15 protein-coding genes are annotated in these 17,338 nt (G+C 65.0%); 8 read left to right on the top strand and 7 right to left on the bottom strand.

The window, feature by feature from the left end:
• The first annotated feature begins 9 nt into the window (after positions 1 to 9).
• Positions 10 to 2,163 carry a fused uroporphyrinogen-III synthase HemD/membrane protein HemX gene (gene hemDX / locus R2N16_RS14430; RefSeq protein WP_316666433.1) on the top strand — a complete coding sequence of 718 codons (2,154 nt, stop codon included), beginning with the start codon at positions 10 to 12 and terminating at the stop codon, positions 2,161 to 2,163.
• Between the two features lie 2 nt (positions 2,164 to 2,165).
• Positions 2,166 to 3,359, top strand: coding sequence for a heme biosynthesis protein HemY (locus R2N16_RS14425; RefSeq protein WP_316666432.1), 1,194 nt, complete (start codon positions 2,166 to 2,168; stop codon positions 3,357 to 3,359).
• A 45-nt stretch (positions 3,360 to 3,404) separates the two neighbouring features.
• Here the strand turns inward: R2N16_RS14425 and R2N16_RS14420 are convergent, their stop codons facing one another.
• The 3 genes from R2N16_RS14420 to R2N16_RS14410 all read right to left on the bottom strand — a co-directional run bounded on the left by R2N16_RS14420 (position 3,405) and on the right by R2N16_RS14410 (position 7,097).
• The gene (locus R2N16_RS14420; RefSeq protein WP_316666431.1) at positions 3,405 to 4,739 is read right to left on the bottom strand and encodes an MFS transporter; all 1,335 of its coding nucleotides are present in this window, start codon (positions 4,737 to 4,739) and stop codon (positions 3,405 to 3,407) included.
• 122 nt (positions 4,740 to 4,861) lie between these two features.
• Positions 4,862 to 5,620 (bottom strand): SDR family oxidoreductase, encoded by a 759-nt coding sequence (locus tag R2N16_RS14415; protein WP_316666430.1) that lies wholly within the window; start codon positions 5,618 to 5,620, stop codon positions 4,862 to 4,864.
• A gap of 40 nt (positions 5,621 to 5,660) precedes the next feature.
• Positions 5,661 to 7,097, bottom strand: a complete 1,437-nt coding sequence (locus R2N16_RS14410; RefSeq protein WP_316666429.1) for an aldehyde dehydrogenase family protein — start codon at positions 7,095 to 7,097, stop codon at positions 5,661 to 5,663.
• A 158-nt stretch (positions 7,098 to 7,255) separates the two neighbouring features.
• Here R2N16_RS14410 and ppa point away from each other — a divergent pair, with 158 nt between their 5' ends.
• Both ppa and R2N16_RS14400 read left to right on the top strand, forming a co-directional pair.
• Positions 7,256 to 7,783, top strand: a complete 528-nt coding sequence (gene ppa / locus R2N16_RS14405) for an inorganic diphosphatase (protein ID WP_316666427.1) — start codon at positions 7,256 to 7,258, stop codon at positions 7,781 to 7,783.
• A gap of 301 nt (positions 7,784 to 8,084) precedes the next feature.
• On the top strand, positions 8,085 to 8,276 hold the full coding sequence (locus R2N16_RS14400) for a hypothetical protein (RefSeq protein WP_316666426.1): 192 nt from the start codon (positions 8,085 to 8,087) through the stop codon (positions 8,274 to 8,276).
• Positions 8,277 to 8,339: 63 nt separating this feature from the next.
• Here R2N16_RS14400 and R2N16_RS14395 read toward each other — a convergent pair whose 3' ends face one another.
• A complete protein-coding gene (locus R2N16_RS14395) occupies positions 8,340 to 9,572 on the bottom strand; it encodes a GNAT family N-acetyltransferase (protein WP_316666425.1) in 1,233 nt (410 codons plus the stop codon).
• Between the two features lie 55 nt (positions 9,573 to 9,627).
• Here R2N16_RS14395 and R2N16_RS14390 point away from each other — a divergent pair, with 55 nt between their 5' ends.
• The 3 genes from R2N16_RS14390 to R2N16_RS14380 are packed head-to-tail and all read left to right on the top strand — an operon-like array spanning position 9,628 to position 12,254.
• Entirely contained in the window at positions 9,628 to 11,265 is a 1,638-nt protein-coding gene (locus R2N16_RS14390; RefSeq protein WP_316666424.1) for an NAD+ synthase, read from the top strand.
• Positions 11,266 to 11,274: 9 nt separating this feature from the next.
• A complete protein-coding gene (locus R2N16_RS14385) occupies positions 11,275 to 11,904 on the top strand; it encodes a class I SAM-dependent methyltransferase (protein ID WP_316666423.1) in 630 nt (209 codons plus the stop codon).
• Between the two features lie 11 nt (positions 11,905 to 11,915).
• Positions 11,916 to 12,254, top strand: coding sequence for a P-II family nitrogen regulator (locus R2N16_RS14380; RefSeq protein WP_004631293.1), 339 nt, complete (start codon positions 11,916 to 11,918; stop codon positions 12,252 to 12,254).
• Positions 12,255 to 12,297: 43 nt separating this feature from the next.
• On the opposite strand, the gene R2N16_RS14375 is transcribed toward R2N16_RS14380, so the two are convergent.
• From R2N16_RS14375 to trxB, 3 genes are all read right to left on the bottom strand, one after another.
• Entirely contained in the window at positions 12,298 to 12,921 is a 624-nt protein-coding gene (locus R2N16_RS14375) for a trimeric intracellular cation channel family protein (protein ID WP_316666422.1), read from the bottom strand.
• Between the two features lie 46 nt (positions 12,922 to 12,967).
• Positions 12,968 to 13,633, bottom strand: coding sequence for a Smr/MutS family protein (locus R2N16_RS14370; RefSeq protein WP_316666421.1), 666 nt, complete (start codon positions 13,631 to 13,633; stop codon positions 12,968 to 12,970).
• Between the two features lie 128 nt (positions 13,634 to 13,761).
• The gene (gene trxB, locus R2N16_RS14365; protein ID WP_316666420.1) at positions 13,762 to 14,718 is read right to left on the bottom strand and encodes a thioredoxin-disulfide reductase; all 957 of its coding nucleotides are present in this window, start codon (positions 14,716 to 14,718) and stop codon (positions 13,762 to 13,764) included.
• 209 nt (positions 14,719 to 14,927) lie between these two features.
• On the opposite strand from trxB, the gene R2N16_RS14360 reads away from it, so the two are divergent.
• Complete coding sequence (locus R2N16_RS14360; RefSeq protein WP_316666419.1) at positions 14,928 to 17,273, top strand: DNA translocase FtsK; 2,346 nt, start codon at positions 14,928 to 14,930, stop codon at positions 17,271 to 17,273.
• Positions 17,274 to 17,338: the final 65 nt, after the last annotated feature.

The following is a 17,338-nucleotide window of genomic DNA, read 5'->3' as shown; positions in this document are numbered from 1 at the left end:
CGGCTCGCCATGGACGACCACTTGCCACCGCGCTTGTCACCATCGTCGCCCGCATCCAGCACGTCGCCTGCTCAACCGGCCACCCCGCCCGTGGTGGTGGTCACGCGTCCGCGCGCGCAGGCGCCCATGCTGGTAGCGGCACTTGAGCGCCGCGGCCTGCGCACGCACCAGTTTCCCCTGCTCGACATTGCGCCGACGCCCAATCTTGGCGACTTGCGTGCCGCGCTGGGCGATCCGTCGCGCTATGCGCTGGTGGTGTTCGTCAGCCCCAACGCCGTGCAGCAGGCATTTGCCGCCATGCCGGAAGGGTTCCGCTGGCCGCAGGAGGTGCCGGTGGCGGTAGTGGGCCCCGCGAGCGCACAGGCGCTTGCCACGCACGGGGTCGCGCCGCCCGCGCACCGCGTGATCAAGCCCGACACGCATGCCGACGACGCGCGCCAGGATTCCGAGGCGCTGTACGCGCGGCTGGATGTGTCCTCGTTGAGCGGCCGCGAGGTGCTGATCGTGCGCGGTAACGGTGGCCGTGAATGGCTGGCCGATCAACTGCGCGAAGCTGGCGCCTCGGTCCGTACGGTGGAAGCCTATCGCCGCAGCGTGCCGGTGCCCGATGCCGCTGCGTGGCTCGCGTTGCGTGCCGTGCTTTCGGCCCGCCACGCCTGGACGCTCACCAGCTCCGAGGCCGTCCGAAATCTCGATGAACTGGCCCGTGCCAATCTGTCGCCCGCCGATCTTGATACGCTGCACGGCGCGCCATGCTTTGCTTCGCACGCCCGCATCGTCGAACAGGCCAAATCGCTGGGCTTTCGCGACCTGACGCTGACCGGCGCCGGCGACGACCGTCTCCTCGCCAGCGTGCTCGCCTGGGCCGGGCCGGTATCGGCACCCGAGCATGCTCCAGCGACGGTGCCGGCTGAATCAAACCCGTCTACTTCTTCTTCCACTGTGACGCAGACTCCCGTTTCCTCGTCCGCTCCCGTTCCTGCCGCCGCTTCTACACCAGCAGCCCCAGCCCCGGCATCTGCGCCGGCAGCAGCCCAGCCGAGCCCGGCCCCTGCGCCTGCTGCTCCGCCGGCTGCGTTTGTGCCCGCCATGACGGTCAACCATGCCCCGCGTCGGGGTGGTTGGGTGATGTGGGTGGTGCTGGTCGCGGTCGTGGCGGCGGTGGCCGCGCTGCAGGTGCGCAACGAGCGCCTTGCACGCGAGATCCGTCAGCACGCCCAAACGAACGAAGCGCTGGCGCAGGAGATGCGCGTGCTGTCGCGTGCGGATCAGGATTCGGTTTCCCAGTTGCAGCAGAAATTCGGCGCGCTGGATGCCCGCACCGCTGAAACGCGCGATCGCCAAGCCGCGCTGGAGCAGGCCAATCAAGACCTTCTGCGCAACCGCGATGACTGGCAGCGCGCCGAGATCCAGCGTTCGCTGGAGGTCGCTGCCGAACAACTGCAACTGACCGGCAACGTCTCCGGTGCACTGGCTGCGCTGCAAACCGTCGACGCGCGCCTGGCCACGCTCGACAAGCCGCAGTTCAACGCCGTGCGCCGGGCGGTATCGCGCGACATGGCCAAGCTCAAGGCGATGCCGTCGTTCGATCTGGCAGGTGCAGCGCTGCGGTTGGATGACGCCATCAACGCGGTTGATACGCTGCCGCTCATCTCGTCGGCCCAGCCGCTGGATGCGGAACAGGCTGCGCAGGCGCCGCGTGCTGCCGCGAAACCCACGAAGCATGCCAAGGCGCAGGCTGCGGCTGCGTCGGCGCCGATTGACGCGACGCCGCCAAACGCCGGATGGTCGGCAGGCGTGCGTGCCTGGTGGGGCCGCCTGTGGAGCGACGTGCGTGCTGAACTCGGCCAGATCGTCCAGGTTCGCCGTGTCGACCAGACCGAGGCACTGCTGCTGTCTTCCGACCAGGCGTGGTTCCTGCGCGAAAACCTCAAACTGCGCTTGATGAATGCGCGCCTGGCGTTGCTCTCGCGCAATGACGCCGTGTTTCGCGCCGATCTGGGTCGCGCCGATTCGCTGCTCGCGCGTTACTTCGATACGCAGTCTTCACGCGTGACCACAGTGCAGAACCAACTGTCACAAGTGCGTGCGACGGCCGGCACGCTGCAGGTGCCGACGCTGGCTGACAGCCTTGCCGCTGTGCGCGGTTCGGGCAAGGAGTGAGCATGCGCTGGGTATTCTGGGTCGCGCTCCTGTTTGCCGCCGCCGTTGGGCTGGCGCTGTTTACGGAACTCAACCTGAGCAACGTCGTGCTGTTCTACCCGCCGTATCGGGTGGAGATGTCGCTCAATTTCGTGCTGGCGGCACTGCTGGCGACGTTCGTGGTGCTGCATCTTGTGATGCGCCTCTTCCACCATGTGGCCGGTATGCCGGCGCGTGCTGCGGCGTATCGCGAGCGCAACCGCATCCTGAAGGCGTCGGCAGCCCTGCGCGAAGCGATGGAAAGCCTGTTTGCCGGCCGCTTCGGCCACGCGGAGCGCCAAGCGCGCGAAGCCCAGGCCTGGGAGCCTCAGCGCGAAACGGCCGCGCTGATCGGTGCCCGTGCCGCACACCGCATGCAGGAAACCGACCGCCGCGACGCGTGGATGGCTGAAGTCGCCTCGCCCGATCGTGAGCAAGCCAAGCTTGTGTCGATGGCTGAACTGCTGGTCGACGCGCGCGACGCAGAAGGCGCGCTGGAGAAGATCGCACAACTGCAATCACAGGGTTCGCGGCAGATTCAGGTGCAGCGCATTGCCTTGCGCGCGCACCAGCATCTGAAGAACTGGAGCGAGGTGCTGCGCCTGACGCGCGCACTGGAAAAGCGCAACGCCATCCATTCCGTGCTGGCCGCACGACTCAAGCAGATGGCATGCGAAACGCTGCTGGCCGAGCGCCGCCACGATGCCGATGCTCTGAACGGCTTCTGGCGCGAGCTGACCACGGAGGAGCGCCGCTCGCCGCGCATCGCTTCGCAGGCGGCGCTGTATTTCGCGCAGCTTGGTCGCACCGATGATGCCAAGCGCATCGTCGAAGACGGCCTGAAGGCGCATTGGGATGGCCGCCTGATCCGCCGCTACGCCGATTGCGCATTGCCGGGCAGGGCGCTGCCGCTGATCCAGCAAGCCGAGAAATGGCTCGCCCAGCATCCGGTGGATGCCGACCTGTTCTACACGCTCGGCATGCTGTGCTTCAAGGAGCAGCTCTGGGGCAAGGCGCAGTCGAACCTGGAGTCGGCATTGAAGTACGCCGATGCCGATCACTCCGGCAACCTGCGCGCCCACGCGCATCTGGCGCTTGCCCAGATGTTCGAACAGACGGAACGCATTGAAGACGCCCAGCGCCACTACCGGCAAAGCGCATTGCTTGCCGTGAAATGAACAAGGCCGGGATGATCCCGGCCTTTTTTGTTGGTGGTGACCCGCCTACTTGTTCACCATCCGTGCCGGTACGGAAAGCGTGAGGATTGCGCCCAGCACCATCGACGCGGCCAGCATGTACATGCCGGAATCGGTGCTCTGCGTGGCGTCTTTCAGCCAGCCGACGGCGTAGGGGCTCAGGAAGCCCGCGAGGTTGCCCAGCGAATTGATGAGCGCGATACCGGCGGCGGCGCCGGTGCCGGCCAGGAAGGCAGTCGGCAGGCTCCAGAACAGCGGCAACGTGGTCAGGATGCCCATGGTGCCGAGCGTGAGCGCAGCCATGGCCAGCGTGGTGTCGGTGTGCCACACGGCCGACAGTACGAGCCCGACCGCGCCCACCACCGCGGGAATCGCGATGTGCCAGCGGCGCTCACGCAGGCGGTCGGCGCTGCGGGCCACCAAGACCATGGCGACGACTGCCGCGCCGTACGGAATCGCGGTCAGCAAGCCCACCGAGAACGGATCGGCCACGCCGGTCTGCTTGATCAGCGTCGGCAGCCAGAAACTCACGCCATACAGGCCCATCACGAAGGTGAAGTAGATCAGGCTCATCAGCCACACGCGTGGGCTGGCCATGACGGTGCGGATGGGCGGGTCTTCCTTCTCAGCGTCTTCCGCGGCGATGTTGCGAGCGAGTAGCGCTTTCTCCTCGTCGGTCAGCCACTTTGCGTGGATGATGCGGTCGTCCAGATAAGCCAGCACGAAGATGCCGACGATGATCGACGGAATGCCCTCGATCAGGAACATCCACTGCCAGCCGGCCAGACCGTAGACGCCGGCAAACGCCTTCATCGCCCAGCCCGAGATGGGGCCGCCGATCACGCCCGACAGCGCAATCGCCGTCATGAAGAAGGTTGTGGTGCGTCCGCGCCGCTGTGCCGGATACCAGTACGTGAGGTACAGAATGATGCCCGGGAAGAAGCCGGCTTCTGCCAGGCCCAGCAGAAAGCGCATCACGTAGAACATCGCCGGCGTGGTCACGAACATCATGGCCGCCGAGATGAGGCCCCACGAGATCATGATGCGCGCGATCCAGATGCGCGCGCCCACGCGGTGCAGGATCACGTTGCTCGGCACTTCAAAGAGGAAGTAGCCGATAAAGAAGATGCCCGCGCCCAGCCCGTAGATGGTCTCGCTGAACTTGAGGTCGTTGAGCATCTGCAGCTTGGCAAAGCCCACGTTGACGCGATCGAGATACGCGACCACGTAGCACAGCAGCAGGAATGGAACGAGACGCCACGTCACCTTGCGGTAAGTGGCTTCTTCAAATGCGCTTGCGGGCTGGGGCGGCAGCGTGCCTGCGCCGCCGACCGGTGAGGTGGGTGGGGTGGTGGTGGCCATCGGGTCTCCAGAGTTATTGTGAGTTCAGGCCGAGTGCTCCTCGTTACCTACCTCGGCCTGGAAAACCGCCCCAGCATTCTGCGCTTCTCGGGCGGATGCGCCAATACGCCCGCCGGCAGGGTTTATACGCAGCGCCCGCCGTCCACTTCCAGACACGTGCCGGTGATGAACTCCGCTTCGTCCGACGCCAGATACAGGCATGCGTTGGCCACATCCTGCGGCGTGGAGAGCCGCCCCATCGGAATCGTCGCCAGGAAGCGTGCGCGGTTCTCGGGGGTGTCGGGTACGCCCATGAACTGCTCAATGAGGCCCGTGGCACCCATCACCGGGTTCACGCAGTTCACGCGGATCTTGTCCGGGCCCAGCTCCGCCGCCATCGCCTTGCTGGCCGTGATGACGGCGCCCTTGCTGGCGTTGTACCAGACCAGCCCGGGCCGCGGCCGGATGCCCGCAGTGGATGCGACATTGACGAACACGCCGCCACCGCGCTCCCGGAAGTGCGGGACGATGTGATGCGCCGTCCAGTAAATGCTCTTCACGTTGACGGCCATCACGCGGTCGAACTCGTCTTCGGTGATCTGCAGCAGCGGCTTGTTCTTGTGCGTGGTGCCGGCGTTGTTCACGACGATGTGCAGATCGCCATAGCGCGCCAGCGTGGCACCCAGCAGCTTGGCGACGGAATCACCGTTCGACACGTCGCCCTGCACGAAATGCGCATCGCCGCCGGCCACGCGAATGGCGCTGGCCACGCGTTCCCCCGCCTCTGCATTCAAGTCGTTGACGACGACGCGTGCGCCCTCGCGGGCGAAGGTGTTCGCGATGCCCTCTCCAAAACCTGAACCCGCGCCCGTGACGATGGCGATTTTGCCGGCAAGCCGCATGGTGCCTCCTCGTGTTGTGGGTGGATGTTGCGTTGCGCTTTTAACCGTGACGGATGGCGATGGTCTTGAGCGTGGTAAAGCCGTAGAGCGCTTCAAAGCCCTTCTCACGCCCGTGGCCCGATTGACCCGTCCCGCCGAAGGGCAGTTCAACGCCGCCGCCCGCGCCGTAGTTGTTGATGAAGACCTGACCGGCCTTGAGTTTGCGCGCAAGGCGCATCTGGCGGCCACCGTCGTTTGTCCACACGCCGGCCACCAGGCCGTATGGTGTGCCGTTGGCCAGGGCCAGCGCTTCGGCTTCGGTGTCGAACGGCATGGCGGCCAGCAGCGGGCCGAACACTTCCTGCTGTGCAAGGCGGTGCGTGTGCGGTACATCGCGCAGCAGCATCGGCGCCTGGTAGTAGCCGGTCTCGGGCGCCTCGGGCACCACCTGGCCCTGCGCCATCACCGGGATGTTGGCGTGCTGCGCATCCGAGACGAAATCCCACACGCGCTGTTGCTGCTTGGGGTTGATGAGCGGGCCGCAATCCAGGTCCAGCGACGACGGCCCGACCCGGATGGATTCGAACACCGTGGCCAACCGGTCCAGTATCGCCTCGTACACGCTGCGCTCGATCAGCACGCGGCTGCCGGCGGAGCACGTCTGTCCGGCGTTCTGGATGATGCCGTTCACCACGGCCGGAATGGCCGCTTCCGGATCAGCATCGGCAAACACGATCTGCGGAGATTTGCCGCCCAGTTCCAGCGTGACGGGCACATGGTTTTCCGCGGCCGCTCGCACAATGGCCTTGCCCGTTTCCGGTGACCCCGTGAACGACACATGGTTGATCCCGGGGTGCGCCGCCAGTGCCGCACCTGCTTCGTGGCCATAGCCGGTCACGACGTTGAGTGCGCCATCCGGCAGCCCGGCCTCGGCCGCCAGCTCGGCCACGCGCAGGACCGACAGGCACGCGTCTTCCGCCGGTTTGACCACGCACGCGTTGCCCGCTGCCAGTGCGGCACCTACGCTGCGCCCGAAGATCTGCATCGGGTAGTTCCACGGGATGATGTGTGCTGTCACGCCATGCGGCTCGCGCACCGTCAGCACGGTGGTATCGGCCGGATAGGGGATGGTTTGCCCGTGCAGCTTGTCGGCCGCGCCGGCGTAGAACTCGAAGTAGCGGGCCACGGCGCGGGCATCGGCGCGCGCCTGGCGCATGGGCTTGCCGGTGTCGCGGGCTTCCAGGCGCGCGAGTTCTTCTTCGTGATCGGCCAGGCGCAGGGCCACTCGCATGAGCACACGGCCGCGTTCGGCCGGCGCCAACTGGCCCCAGACGCCCTCGAACGCACGCCGTGCGGCGTGCACGGCCACGCTGATGTCGGTGGCGTTGCCGCGTGCAATCTCGGCAAAGGATTGGCCGTCGGACGGATCGAACACCTTGATACGCATCCCCGAATCGGGTGACATCAGACGGTTGGCGATGAAGTGCTGGGCATGCATGGGGGGTTCCTGCAAAAGATCGGCAACGCGCGGTTTTCGCACGGGCGCGGCGCGGGTAGGGCAAGCGGCCTGGTGTGAGGGGCTATAATGCCCGCCGACAGTTTTTCACGCTTCTTTTCAACCATTCGCGTCGTTTTCGCGCATTCCGGAGCATTTCCATGAGCTTCAACAACGTCTCGCCGGGCAAGGACATCCCCAACGACTTCAACGTCATCATCGAGATCTCGGCGCAGAGCGACCCGGTCAAGTACGAAGCCGACAAGGAAACCGGCCTGCTGTTCGTGGACCGCTTCGTTGGGACCGGCATGCGCTACCCGGCCAATTACGGCTTCATCCCGCAGACGCTCTCGGGCGACGGTGATCCGGTCGACGTGCTGGTCGTCACGCCGTTCCCGCTCATCCACGGTTGCGTGGTGCGCTGCCGTGCCTTGGGCATGCTCAAGATGACGGACGAATCCGGCGTGGATGCCAAGCTGGTTGCCGTGCCTGTCAACAAGCTGAGCCCGGCGACGGCCCACATGACCGACCTGTCGGACGTCGGCCAGAATCTGCTGGATCAGATCAAGCATTTCTTCGAGCACTATAAGGCGCTGGAAGCTGGCAAGTGGGTCAAGGTCGAAGGCTGGGGCGGCATTGAAGAAGCCCACAAGGAAATCGTTGACGGCGTTGCCAACTATAAGAAGTAAGCAATTTCAGGATTTCGCCGTACGGCATGTCCGACAAATCCCGGCCTCCGGATGGAGCGCCGGGATTTTTTCTTTGCGACGCGGTCATCGGCATCACGCACCGAGATGCATGGACGCGCGTCACGTCGCCATCTGCGCCAGGCGGGGGACGTTGTATGCATTTCATGATGGTTTTCATGCATTTTGCATACTTACCGCCCGGTAGTTCTGCTACACAGAGATTTAAGAAACGCTCATTTGCCCACCGGAAACGACGCCTCTAGACTCCCCGTCAAGTTTGACTCCAACCCTTGGTACTGCGATGTTGAACAAGACCGTTGTCGTTCCCGTGCTTTCCGCTGTGGCCATGGCCGCATTCACCGTGTGGGCACTGCTGGTAGGGCCGCCGGACGCGGCTCACGCTGGCGAGCGTGCCGTTGCGTCGGCGTCCGTGACTGTTGATTCGAGCGCGGCACACTGCGTGATCGCCCAGCAGAAGCCTGCCGCGCACTAAGCTTGACCTCCGCGTCCGCCGCTCGTGCGGACGCTGTCTTTCGCGTCCTCCGCTGTTTCCCCGCTAGTCCGATTCCAGCCGCTGCCTGAACGGTGAGCGTTCCGTCAGTTCGTCCAGATACGCTTCCATGCCGGCCGTCTCGCGGTCGAGGAACCTGCCTACTGCATCGGCAAATGCGGGGTGCGCCAGCCAGTGTGCCGACAGCGTCGCCACGGGTTCGAAGCCGCGCGCCATCTTGTGTTCGCCTTGCGCGCCGCCTTCGAACGTGCGGATGCCGTGCGCGATGCAGTACGTCAGCGGCTGGTAATACGCCGTCTCAAAGTGCAGGCAGGGGTGATGCTCGATCGCGCCCCAGTAGCGGCCGTACATGACAGACACCTCGGGCCGCGTGTCGATTACCAGCAGCGCACTGGCGATGTCGTTGCCGTCGCGCGAGGCGATCACCAGCAGCAGGTTCTCCGGCATCGTCTGGCCGATCTGGCGGAAGAACTCCAGATTCAGATACGGCGACGAGTGATGCTCGCGGTAGGTGGTGCGGTAGCAGCGGTGGAAGAAACGCCAGTCCGCATCTGTCGCGGCTGCGCCGGGCACGTGGCGGAAGGTGATACCGGCGTCGTGCACGCGACGGCGCTCTGCGCGGATGTTCTTGCGCTTCTTCTGTTCCAGAGCGGCCAGAAAGTCGTCGAAGCTGGCAAAGCCAGGATTGCACCAGTGGAACTGCACCCCTTGCCGCAGCAGCATGCCGGCGGCACGCAGTTGCTCAGCCTCGCTGGCGGTGGGAAAGAGCACATGCAGCGATGACAATTCGCTCTGCCGCGCAACCGCCAGCAACGTGTCGACCAGCGCCGCGCGCGCAGCTGCATCCCGCGCCAGCAACCGCGCACCCTGCACCGGCGTAAAAGGCACAGCCGACAGCCATTTCGGGTAGTACTCCAGCCCGTGCTGCGCGTACGCATTGGCCCACGCCCAGTCGAAGACGTACTCGCCATAGGAGTGACCCTTCACGTACAGCGGCGCGGCCGCCGCGAGCACTTCGCCCCCAAGGCCGTCTTGCCACAGCGTCAGGTATTGCGGCGACCAGCCGGTGTCGGGCGACGCGCTGCCGCTTTCATGCAGGGCGTGCAGGAAAGCGAAGCGCAGAAAAGGCGTTGCCTCGGGCTGCAGGGCGAGCAGGGCGTCCCACGCATCGCGGCCGATGTCGCGCAGATCGGTCACAAGTCGCGTGCGATAATCGGTCAATTCGTGTCGCGAACCAGCGCGCGCTTGAGGCTCGGGAGCAAGGGGGCGAGAGGTCATGCCGCCGATTCTAATTCCAGCTTCGAATGCCGCGCTTGCAATCCATATTGCCCCCATGACCGTCTCTGTCGCTCTCGCCCAGATCAACTGCACCGTCGGCGATTTCGCCGGCAATGCTGCCCGCATCGTCGCCGCCGCGCGCGAAGCGCACCAGGCCGGTGCGCGCATTCTCCTCACGCCGGAACTGTCGCTCACGGGCTATCCGCCTGAAGACCTGCTGCTGCGCCCGGCTTTTATCGATGCCAGCGCGCGCGCGCTCGACGCGCTCATCACCGAGCTGGCTGCCTTCCCGGGTTTGCACGTGCTGATCGGGCACCCGCAGCTCTCGCTGGAAGCCCCGGCGCCCGGCGTGCTGCCCAAGCCTACCAACAGCGCCACAGTGGCCGTGGACGGTGGCGTGGTCGGCCGATACAACAAGCTTGAACTGCCCAATAACGAGGTCTTCGACGAGAAGCGCTACTTCCAGCCCGGCACCGAGCCCTTTGTGTTCGAAGTGGACGGCACGCGCTTCGGCATCGTCATCTGCGAAGACGCCTGGTATGCCACGGCCACTGCCTATGCCAAGGCGGCTGGCGCGCAGGTTGTGCTGATTCCCAACGCCTCGCCGTACCACCTCGACAAGGAGGACCTGCGCGAGCGGATCATCCGTGCGCGCGTGAAGGAATCGGGCTTGCCGCATGTGTATGCAAACCTGGTCGGCGGGCAGGATGAGCTTGTGTTCGATGGTGGCTCGTTTGTCCTGGATGCCGAAGGCAGCGTTGTCGTGCAGATGGGGCAGTTTGTCGAGGGCGTCGGCTATGCGCAGTTCGACGGCGGACGCGCGCTGCCGGGCACGATCGTGCCGGACGCTCCGCTGGAAGCGCGCGTGTACGAGGCGCTCAAGCTGGGCGTGCGCGATTACCTCGGCAAGAACGGCTTCCCGGGCGCGATCATCGGCTTGTCGGGCGGCGTCGATTCGGCTTTGGTGCTGGCGATTGCCGTCGATGCGCTGGGCGCCGATCGCGTGCGCGCGGTGATGATGCCCTCGCGTTACACGGCGGATATCTCGTGGGTGGACGCGCGTGACATGGCGGCCCGCCTGGGCGTGCAGTACGACGAAATCGCCATCAGCCCGATGTTCGACGCGTTCAAGGGTGCGTTGGCGGAAGAGTTCCGCGGGCTGCCCGAAGATGCGACGGAAGAGAACATCCAGGCGCGCATTCGCGGCACGCTGCTGATGGCGCTGTCCAACAAGAGCGGCCGCATCGTGCTGACGACCGGCAACAAGAGCGAAATGGCGGTCGGCTACTGCACGCTGTACGGGGACATGGCCGGCGGTTTTGCCGTCATCAAGGACATCTTCAAGACGCTGGTCTACCGGCTGTGCCGGTACCGCAATTCGTTGTCGGAAGTGATTCCGGAGCGCATCCTGACCCGTGCGCCGTCGGCCGAGCTGCGCGAGAACCAGACCGACCAGGACAGCCTGCCCGAATACGATGCGCTCGACGCCATCGTGCAGCGCTACATGGAGCAGAACCAGCCGGTGGCCGATATCATCGCTGCCGGGTTTGCCGAGGCCGATGTGCAGAAGATCGTGCGCCTCATCAGGATCAACGAGTACAAGCGCCGTCAGGCCCCGGTGGGCGTTCGCGTGACGCAGCGCGCGTTCGGGCGCGACTGGCGGTATCCGATTACGTCGCGCTTCAAGGAGTAAGTCACCGCCATGCTCGACTACTACGCCAAGCGCGCTCCCGAATACGAGCGCATCTATGCGAAGCCCGAGCGGCAGGGCGATTTGGCGTGGTTGAAGGCGCGCGTGCGGGACATGACGCGCGGCGCGCGGGTATTGGATCTGGCATGCGGCACCGGTTTCTGGACCGAGACAATGACGGACGCGTGCAGCATCGTCGGCGCTGATTACAACGACACCGTGCTGCGTATTGCACACGGCAAGGGCATCGCCGGGGCGTCGTTTGTGCGCGCCGACAACGATGCGCTGCCGTTCGCGCCCGGCACGTTTGACGTGATGACGGCGGGCTGCTGGTGGTCGCACGTGCCGCTGCAGCACTTGCGCCAGCATATTGAAGGACTGCACCGCGGGCTGGGGCCCGGCGTGCGTGTGCTGTGGTTTGATAATCAGTATGTGTTCGGCTCCAGCACGCCCATTGCCTACAACGACGAACATGGCAACACGTGGCAGCGTCGCCCCCTGCGCGACGGCAGCGAGCACGATGTGCTGAAGAACTTTCCCGACGATCCGACGCTGCTGCAGACAGTGGCCGGCATCGCCCAGGATGTGCGCATTAACCGGCTCCAGTATTATTGGACGCTTGAATACTTCACCAACTCGTGAGCGAGACACCCATGAAACAGATCACCGCCATCATCAAGCCCTTCAAACTGGACGAAGTGCGCGAGTCGCTCGCCGACGTGGGGGTGACCGGCCTGACCGTCACCGAGGTCAAGGGCTTTGGCCGCCAGAAGGGCCACACCGAGCTGTATCGCGGTGCGGAATACGTGGTCGACTTCCTGCCGAAGATCAAGATCGAGGTGGTGGTGGCCGAAAGCCAGGTCGAAAATGTGATCGACACCATTGTCAAGGCTGCCAAGACCGGCAAGATCGGCGACGGCAAGATCTTCGTGATGCCGGTGGAGCAGGTGATCCGCATCCGCACCGGCGAGAAGGACGAAGCAGCGGTCTAATGCCGTAGCCTGTGGCCGGAGCGCTCGCGCCGGTCAGCGCTGATCAACGCGGCAGGGTGATGTTCCAGCGCAGTGTCACCAGCCGCCCGATCACGATCGCCAGCGTGGCGATCACCACGGACACGCTCGGCAGCAAGTCCGTGTGCGTCAGCCCGACGTAGAGGAAGCATCCAAGAAACGCGCATGTCGCGTACGGGTGATTGTCCCGCAGCAGCATGGGGACTTCATTGCAGACCACATCGCGGAGCAGGCCGCCAAAGGCCGCCGTGATGACGCCCATCATCACCGACACGAAGATCGGCACGCCCGCATCGAGCGACAGTTGCGTGCCCAGCACGCCAAAGAGCCCCATGCCGATTGCGTCGGCCACGATCAACACGCGGTCGGACACCAGTTGGCTCACCAGCCGGATCACCCAGTTGGCAAACAGGCTCATGACGAACAGCGCGAGCAGGTAATGCTCGTGCTCGATCCAGTAGAAGGGCCGTCGATCCAGCAGCAGATCGCGTAGCGTGCCGCCGCCAAACGCGGTCAGGAACGCGACGATGAATGCGCCCACCGCATCGAGCCGGCGCCGTTTGGCCTCGGCCAGCCCCGAGATGGCAAACGAGAAGACCGCGAGGATCTCCACCCAGTGCATCACCAACTGCAGGCGGGTCACGTGCATGAGCGTGTTGTTCTTGTTGTGAGCAGGTGAATGGGAGTGGGGCGCGTCAGGCGCTGTGCGGCTGGCGCAGCAGTACCAGCACCGCACCGGCGCCGCCGGCCGTGTTGCGCGGTTCGACGAAAGCGATTACTTCTTCCTTCTGCACCAGCCACGAACGCACCTTGCCCTTGAGCACGGGCGTTTTGTCGGGCGAGCCGAGACCCTTGCCGTGGATCACGCGCACACAGCGGATGCCGCGCTGTACGGCGCGGCGCAGGAAGGCGGCCAGCGCCTCGCGGGCTTCTTCGCGGCGCATGCCGTGCAGGTCGATCTGGTCTTGCGTAGCCCACTCGCCGCGGCGCAGTTTCTTGAGCACGTCGGCGCCGATGCCGGGGCGACGGTAGGACAGCGTGTCGTCGGTTTCCAGCAGATTGTCGATGTCGAAGTCGTCCGACAGCGAATCGCGCAGAACGGTTTGCTCTTCGGCGCGGGAATGCACCGGGTCCGGCGACGGGGGATTGCGCGGGTGCTCGACGCGCTTGTTCTGGCGCAGCGCGCTCACCTCGCCGATGCTGGCACGGAACACGTTGGCTTCTTCTGCAGCTTGGCGGGCAGCAGCTTCGGCGCGCTGGCGCTCCGCTTCGCGTGCCTGCGTCTCGTGCTTGAGCTGGTCACGCAGGCTGGCCAGATCGGTCAGGCTGAGCTTGTTGGCGTGGGAAGGGGCGCGTTTCATGGTGAAGGGCAGGCGAGCACATCGGGTGGAGCGTGTGTCGATTATACGAAGGTGCCGCACATGGCAAAACGGCCGATGGTCACCCATCGGCCGCGTTGTTTGCGCCCGGAAACCCGGGGCGATGATGCTTACTCCAGGCTTTCCAGGTAGCGCTGGGCGTCCAGCGCGGCCATGCAGCCGGTGCCGGCGCTGGTGATGGCCTGGCGGTAGATGTGGTCCTGCACATCGCCCGCGGCGAACACGCCCGGGATGTTGGTGGCGGTGGCCATGCCATCCAGGCCGCTCTTCGTGCGGATGTAGCCCGTGTCGTTCATGTCGAGCTGGCCGCGGAAGATGTCGGTGTTCGGCTTGTGGCCGATGGCGATGAACACGCCTGCCAGCTTGACCTCTTCGGTCTTGCCTTCGTTCTCGTGCGTGCCTTTCAGGCGGGCACCCGTCACACCGGAGTCATCGCCCAGGATCTCGTCGAGCACCATGTTCGTCTTGATCTCGATCTTGCCTTTCTTCTCCTGCTCATGCAGACGGTCGATCAGGATGGGTTCGGCGCGGAACTTGTCGCGGCGGTGGATGAGCGTGACCTTGCTGGCGATGTTGGCCAGGTACAGCGCTTCTTCCACGGCGGTGTTGCCGCCGCCCACCACGGCCACTTCCTGGCCTTTGTAGAAGAAGCCGTCGCACGTGGCGCAGGCAGACACGCCGCGGCCGGCAAAGGTTTCTTCCGACGGCAGGCCCAGGTATTGGGCCGAAGCGCCCGTGGAGACGATCAGCGCGTCGCAGGTGTATTCACCCGAATCGCCCACCAGGCGGATCGGCTTTTCATTCAGGTGCGCGGTGTGGATGTGGTCGAACAGCACTTCGGTCTTGAAGCGCTCGGCGTGCTCCAGGAAGCGCTGCATCAGCTCGGGCCCTTGCAGGTGTTCCTTGTCAGCGGGCCAGTTTTCCACGTCGGTGGTGGTCATGAGCTGGCCGCCCTGCGCCAAGCCGGTGACCAGCACAGGGTTCAGGTTGGCCCGGGCAGCGTAAATCGCGGCTGTGTAGCCGGAGGGGCCGGAGCCGAGGATCAGCACTTTTGCGTGTTTTGCCATGATGCGTTCTGTATGTGCGCGGCACGAGGGGTGGAGCGCCGCCGTGCAGGCTAGGTGAGGGTGACGGGCGCCATTATAAAGTGGCACCCCCTCGTCCGCCCGGTTGTAAATTCCAATGGCGATGATAGGGCCGCGTTACAATCGTTGGCATCGTATTTGTGCTGTCCCAAGCCGCGTGGCCTTGCCCAAGCGGCGCACCCGTCTCCCGCATGGCTCGAGCTTCCACCACTCCGACAACCCGTACCGATCCCTCCGCACTGCCGTCCCGCATTGGGCGGCTGCTGGGGGAGGTCCGCTGGTTCCTGTTGCTGGCGGTGACCATCGCCTTCCTGATCATTCTTCTGTCATACAACCGGGCCGATCCCGGTTTCACCCACGCCAGCCAGGTCGACGAGATCCGCAACCTGGGCGGCCGCGTGGGTGCTTGGCTGGCCGATCTGCTGCTGTTTGTCTTTGGCGCGTCCGCCTATTGGTGGGCGGTGCTGCTGGTGCGCAAGGTCTGGCGCGGCTGGCGTGATCTGATGTCGGACGAACGCCTGCCGCGCACGGCCATGCCGCGTGTTGACGCCAGTGTCACGTGGATCGGTTTTGCACTCATCCTTGCCTCCAGCATGGGTCTGGAAGCCATCCGCATGTACTCGCTGCACATGAAGCTGCCGCGTGCGCCTGGCGGCGTGCTGGGCGATGTGATTGGCGGGGCGATGCAGCATTCGCTGGGCTTTACCGGCGGCACGCTGGCGCTGCTGTTCACGTTTCTGGTCGGGCTGTCGCTGTTTTTCCATTTTTCGTGGCTGAACCTGGCCGAGCAGATCGGCGCGGGCGTCGAAATGCTGTTCCTCGGCTTCAAGACGCGCCGCGAGAGCAAACAGGATCGCGCGATTGGCGAGGCTGCCAAGGTCGAGCGCGAGGAAGTGGTCGAAACCCGCCGTGTGCGGATTGAAGAATCGCCACCGGTGCAGATCGTGCGCCCGACAGCCGTGGTCAAGAGCGAACGCGTGGAGCGCGAGAAGCAGCAGCCGCTGTTTGTCGACATTCACGATTCGGACCTGCCGCCGCTCGCGCTGCTCGATCCGATTCCGCCGGTTGTGGAAACCGTGAGCGCCGAGACACTGGAATTCACCTCGCGCCTGATCGAGAAGAAGCTCAAGGATTTCGGCGTGGACGTACAGGTGGTGGCGGCCTATCCGGGCCCGGTCATCACGCGCTACGAAATCGAACCCGCCACGGGCGTGAAGGGCAGCCAGATCGTCAACCTGGCCAAGGACTTGGCGCGTTCGCTGTCGCTGGTGTCGATCCGCGTGGTGGAGACGATTCCGGGCAAGAATTACATGGGCCTGGAGCTGCCGAACCCGAAGCGCCAGTCGGTGCGCCTGTCCGAGATTCTCGGCTCGCAGGTCTACAACGAGAGCGCCTCGCAGCTCACGATGGCGCTGGGCAAGGACATCGCCGGCAAGCCGGTGGTGGCCGATCTCGCCAAGATGCCGCACTGCATGGTGGCCGGCACTACGGGCTCGGGTAAGTCGGTCGGGATCAACGCGATGATCCTGTCGCTGCTGTACAAGGCCAAGGCCGACGCCGTGCGCCTGATCCTGATCGACCCGAAGATGCTGGAACTGAGCATCTACGAAGGCATTCCGCACCTGCTGTGCCCGGTCGTGACCGACATGCGCCAGGCCGGCCACGCCCTGAACTGGGCCGTGGGCGAAATGGAGCGCCGCTACAAGCTCATGAGCAAGATGGGCGTGCGCAACCTGGCCGGCTTCAACAAGAAGATCGAAGAGGCCGCCGCGCGCGAAGAGAAGATTCCCAACCCGTTCAGCCTGACGCCCGACGCGCCGGAGCCGCTGGACAAGCTGCCGATGATCGTCATCGTGATCGACGAGCTTGCCGACCTGATGATGGTGGTCGGCAAGAAGGTCGAAGAGCTGATCGCACGGATCGCGCAGAAGGCGCGTGCCGCCGGTATCCACCTGGTGCTGGCGACGCAGCGTCCGTCGGTGGATGTGATTACGGGCCTGATCAAGGCCAACGTGCCGACGCGGATTGCGTTCCAGGTCAGCAGCAAGATCGACTCGCGCACGATTCTCGACCAGCAGGGCGCCGAAGCGCTGCTGGGCATGGGCGATATGCTCTACCTCGCGCCCGGCACCGGTTTGCCGGTGCGCGTGCACGGCGCGTTCGTGTCGGACGACGAAGTGCATCGCGTGGTGGACAACCTCAAGGCGCAAGGCGAGCCGAACTACATCGAAGGCATTCTCGAAGGCGGCGTGGCCGATGGCGAGGGCGGCGGCGATGGCTTTGGTGGCGGCGCGGGCCTTGTCGGTGCCGGTGGCGGCGAGGCCGATCCGCTGTACGACCAGGCCGTCGATGTGGTGCTGAAGAATCGCCGCGCGTCGATCTCACTGGTGCAGCGTCATCTGCGCATTGGCTACAACCGCGCCGCACGCCTGCTCGAAGACATGGAAAAGGCGGGGCTCGTATCCGCCATGTCCGGCAACGGCAACCGCGAAATTCTGGCGCCCAACCGCAACGGCAACGTCGTCGAAGAGGAATGATGCTGCCCGCATGCTGCGGTTACATCGGGTTACCGCGCGGGCGGAATGTTCCGGCGCGGCCGGCC

The sequence above is a fragment of the Ralstonia psammae genome (genome assembly GCF_958405935.1).
Classification (GTDB): domain Bacteria; phylum Pseudomonadota; class Gammaproteobacteria; order Burkholderiales; family Burkholderiaceae; genus Ralstonia; species Ralstonia psammae.
The sequence above is the reverse complement of the archived record's forward strand: the minus strand, read 5'-3'. Positions and strand labels throughout refer to the sequence as shown.

What these genes read in the sequence shown, in the direction of transcription:
- hemDX (WP_316666433.1), top strand. Translation starts at nt 10, where the DNA reads ATGGACGACCACTTGCCACCGCGCTTGTCACCATCGTCGCCCGCATCC.
- R2N16_RS14425 (WP_316666432.1), top strand. Translation starts at nt 2,166, where the DNA reads ATGCGCTGGGTATTCTGGGTCGCGCTCCTGTTTGCCGCCGCCGTTGGG.
- R2N16_RS14420 (WP_316666431.1), bottom strand. Translation starts at nt 4,739, where the DNA reads ATGGCCACCACCACCCCACCCACCTCACCGGTCGGCGGCGCAGGCACG.
- R2N16_RS14415 (WP_316666430.1), bottom strand. Translation starts at nt 5,620, where the DNA reads ATGCGGCTTGCCGGCAAAATCGCCATCGTCACGGGCGCGGGTTCAGGT.
- R2N16_RS14410 (WP_316666429.1), bottom strand. Translation starts at nt 7,097, where the DNA reads ATGCATGCCCAGCACTTCATCGCCAACCGTCTGATGTCACCCGATTCG.
- ppa (WP_316666427.1), top strand. Translation starts at nt 7,256, where the DNA reads ATGAGCTTCAACAACGTCTCGCCGGGCAAGGACATCCCCAACGACTTC.
- R2N16_RS14400 (WP_316666426.1), top strand. Translation starts at nt 8,085, where the DNA reads ATGTTGAACAAGACCGTTGTCGTTCCCGTGCTTTCCGCTGTGGCCATG.
- R2N16_RS14395 (WP_316666425.1), bottom strand. Translation starts at nt 9,572, where the DNA reads ATGACCTCTCGCCCCCTTGCTCCCGAGCCTCAAGCGCGCGCTGGTTCG.
- R2N16_RS14390 (WP_316666424.1), top strand. Translation starts at nt 9,628, where the DNA reads ATGACCGTCTCTGTCGCTCTCGCCCAGATCAACTGCACCGTCGGCGAT.
- R2N16_RS14385 (WP_316666423.1), top strand. Translation starts at nt 11,275, where the DNA reads ATGCTCGACTACTACGCCAAGCGCGCTCCCGAATACGAGCGCATCTAT.
- R2N16_RS14380 (WP_004631293.1), top strand. Translation starts at nt 11,916, where the DNA reads ATGAAACAGATCACCGCCATCATCAAGCCCTTCAAACTGGACGAAGTG.
- R2N16_RS14375 (WP_316666422.1), bottom strand. Translation starts at nt 12,921, where the DNA reads ATGCACGTGACCCGCCTGCAGTTGGTGATGCACTGGGTGGAGATCCTC.
- R2N16_RS14370 (WP_316666421.1), bottom strand. Translation starts at nt 13,633, where the DNA reads ATGAAACGCGCCCCTTCCCACGCCAACAAGCTCAGCCTGACCGATCTG.
- trxB (WP_316666420.1), bottom strand. Translation starts at nt 14,718, where the DNA reads ATGGCAAAACACGCAAAAGTGCTGATCCTCGGCTCCGGCCCCTCCGGC.
- R2N16_RS14360 (WP_316666419.1), top strand. Translation starts at nt 14,928, where the DNA reads ATGGCTCGAGCTTCCACCACTCCGACAACCCGTACCGATCCCTCCGCA.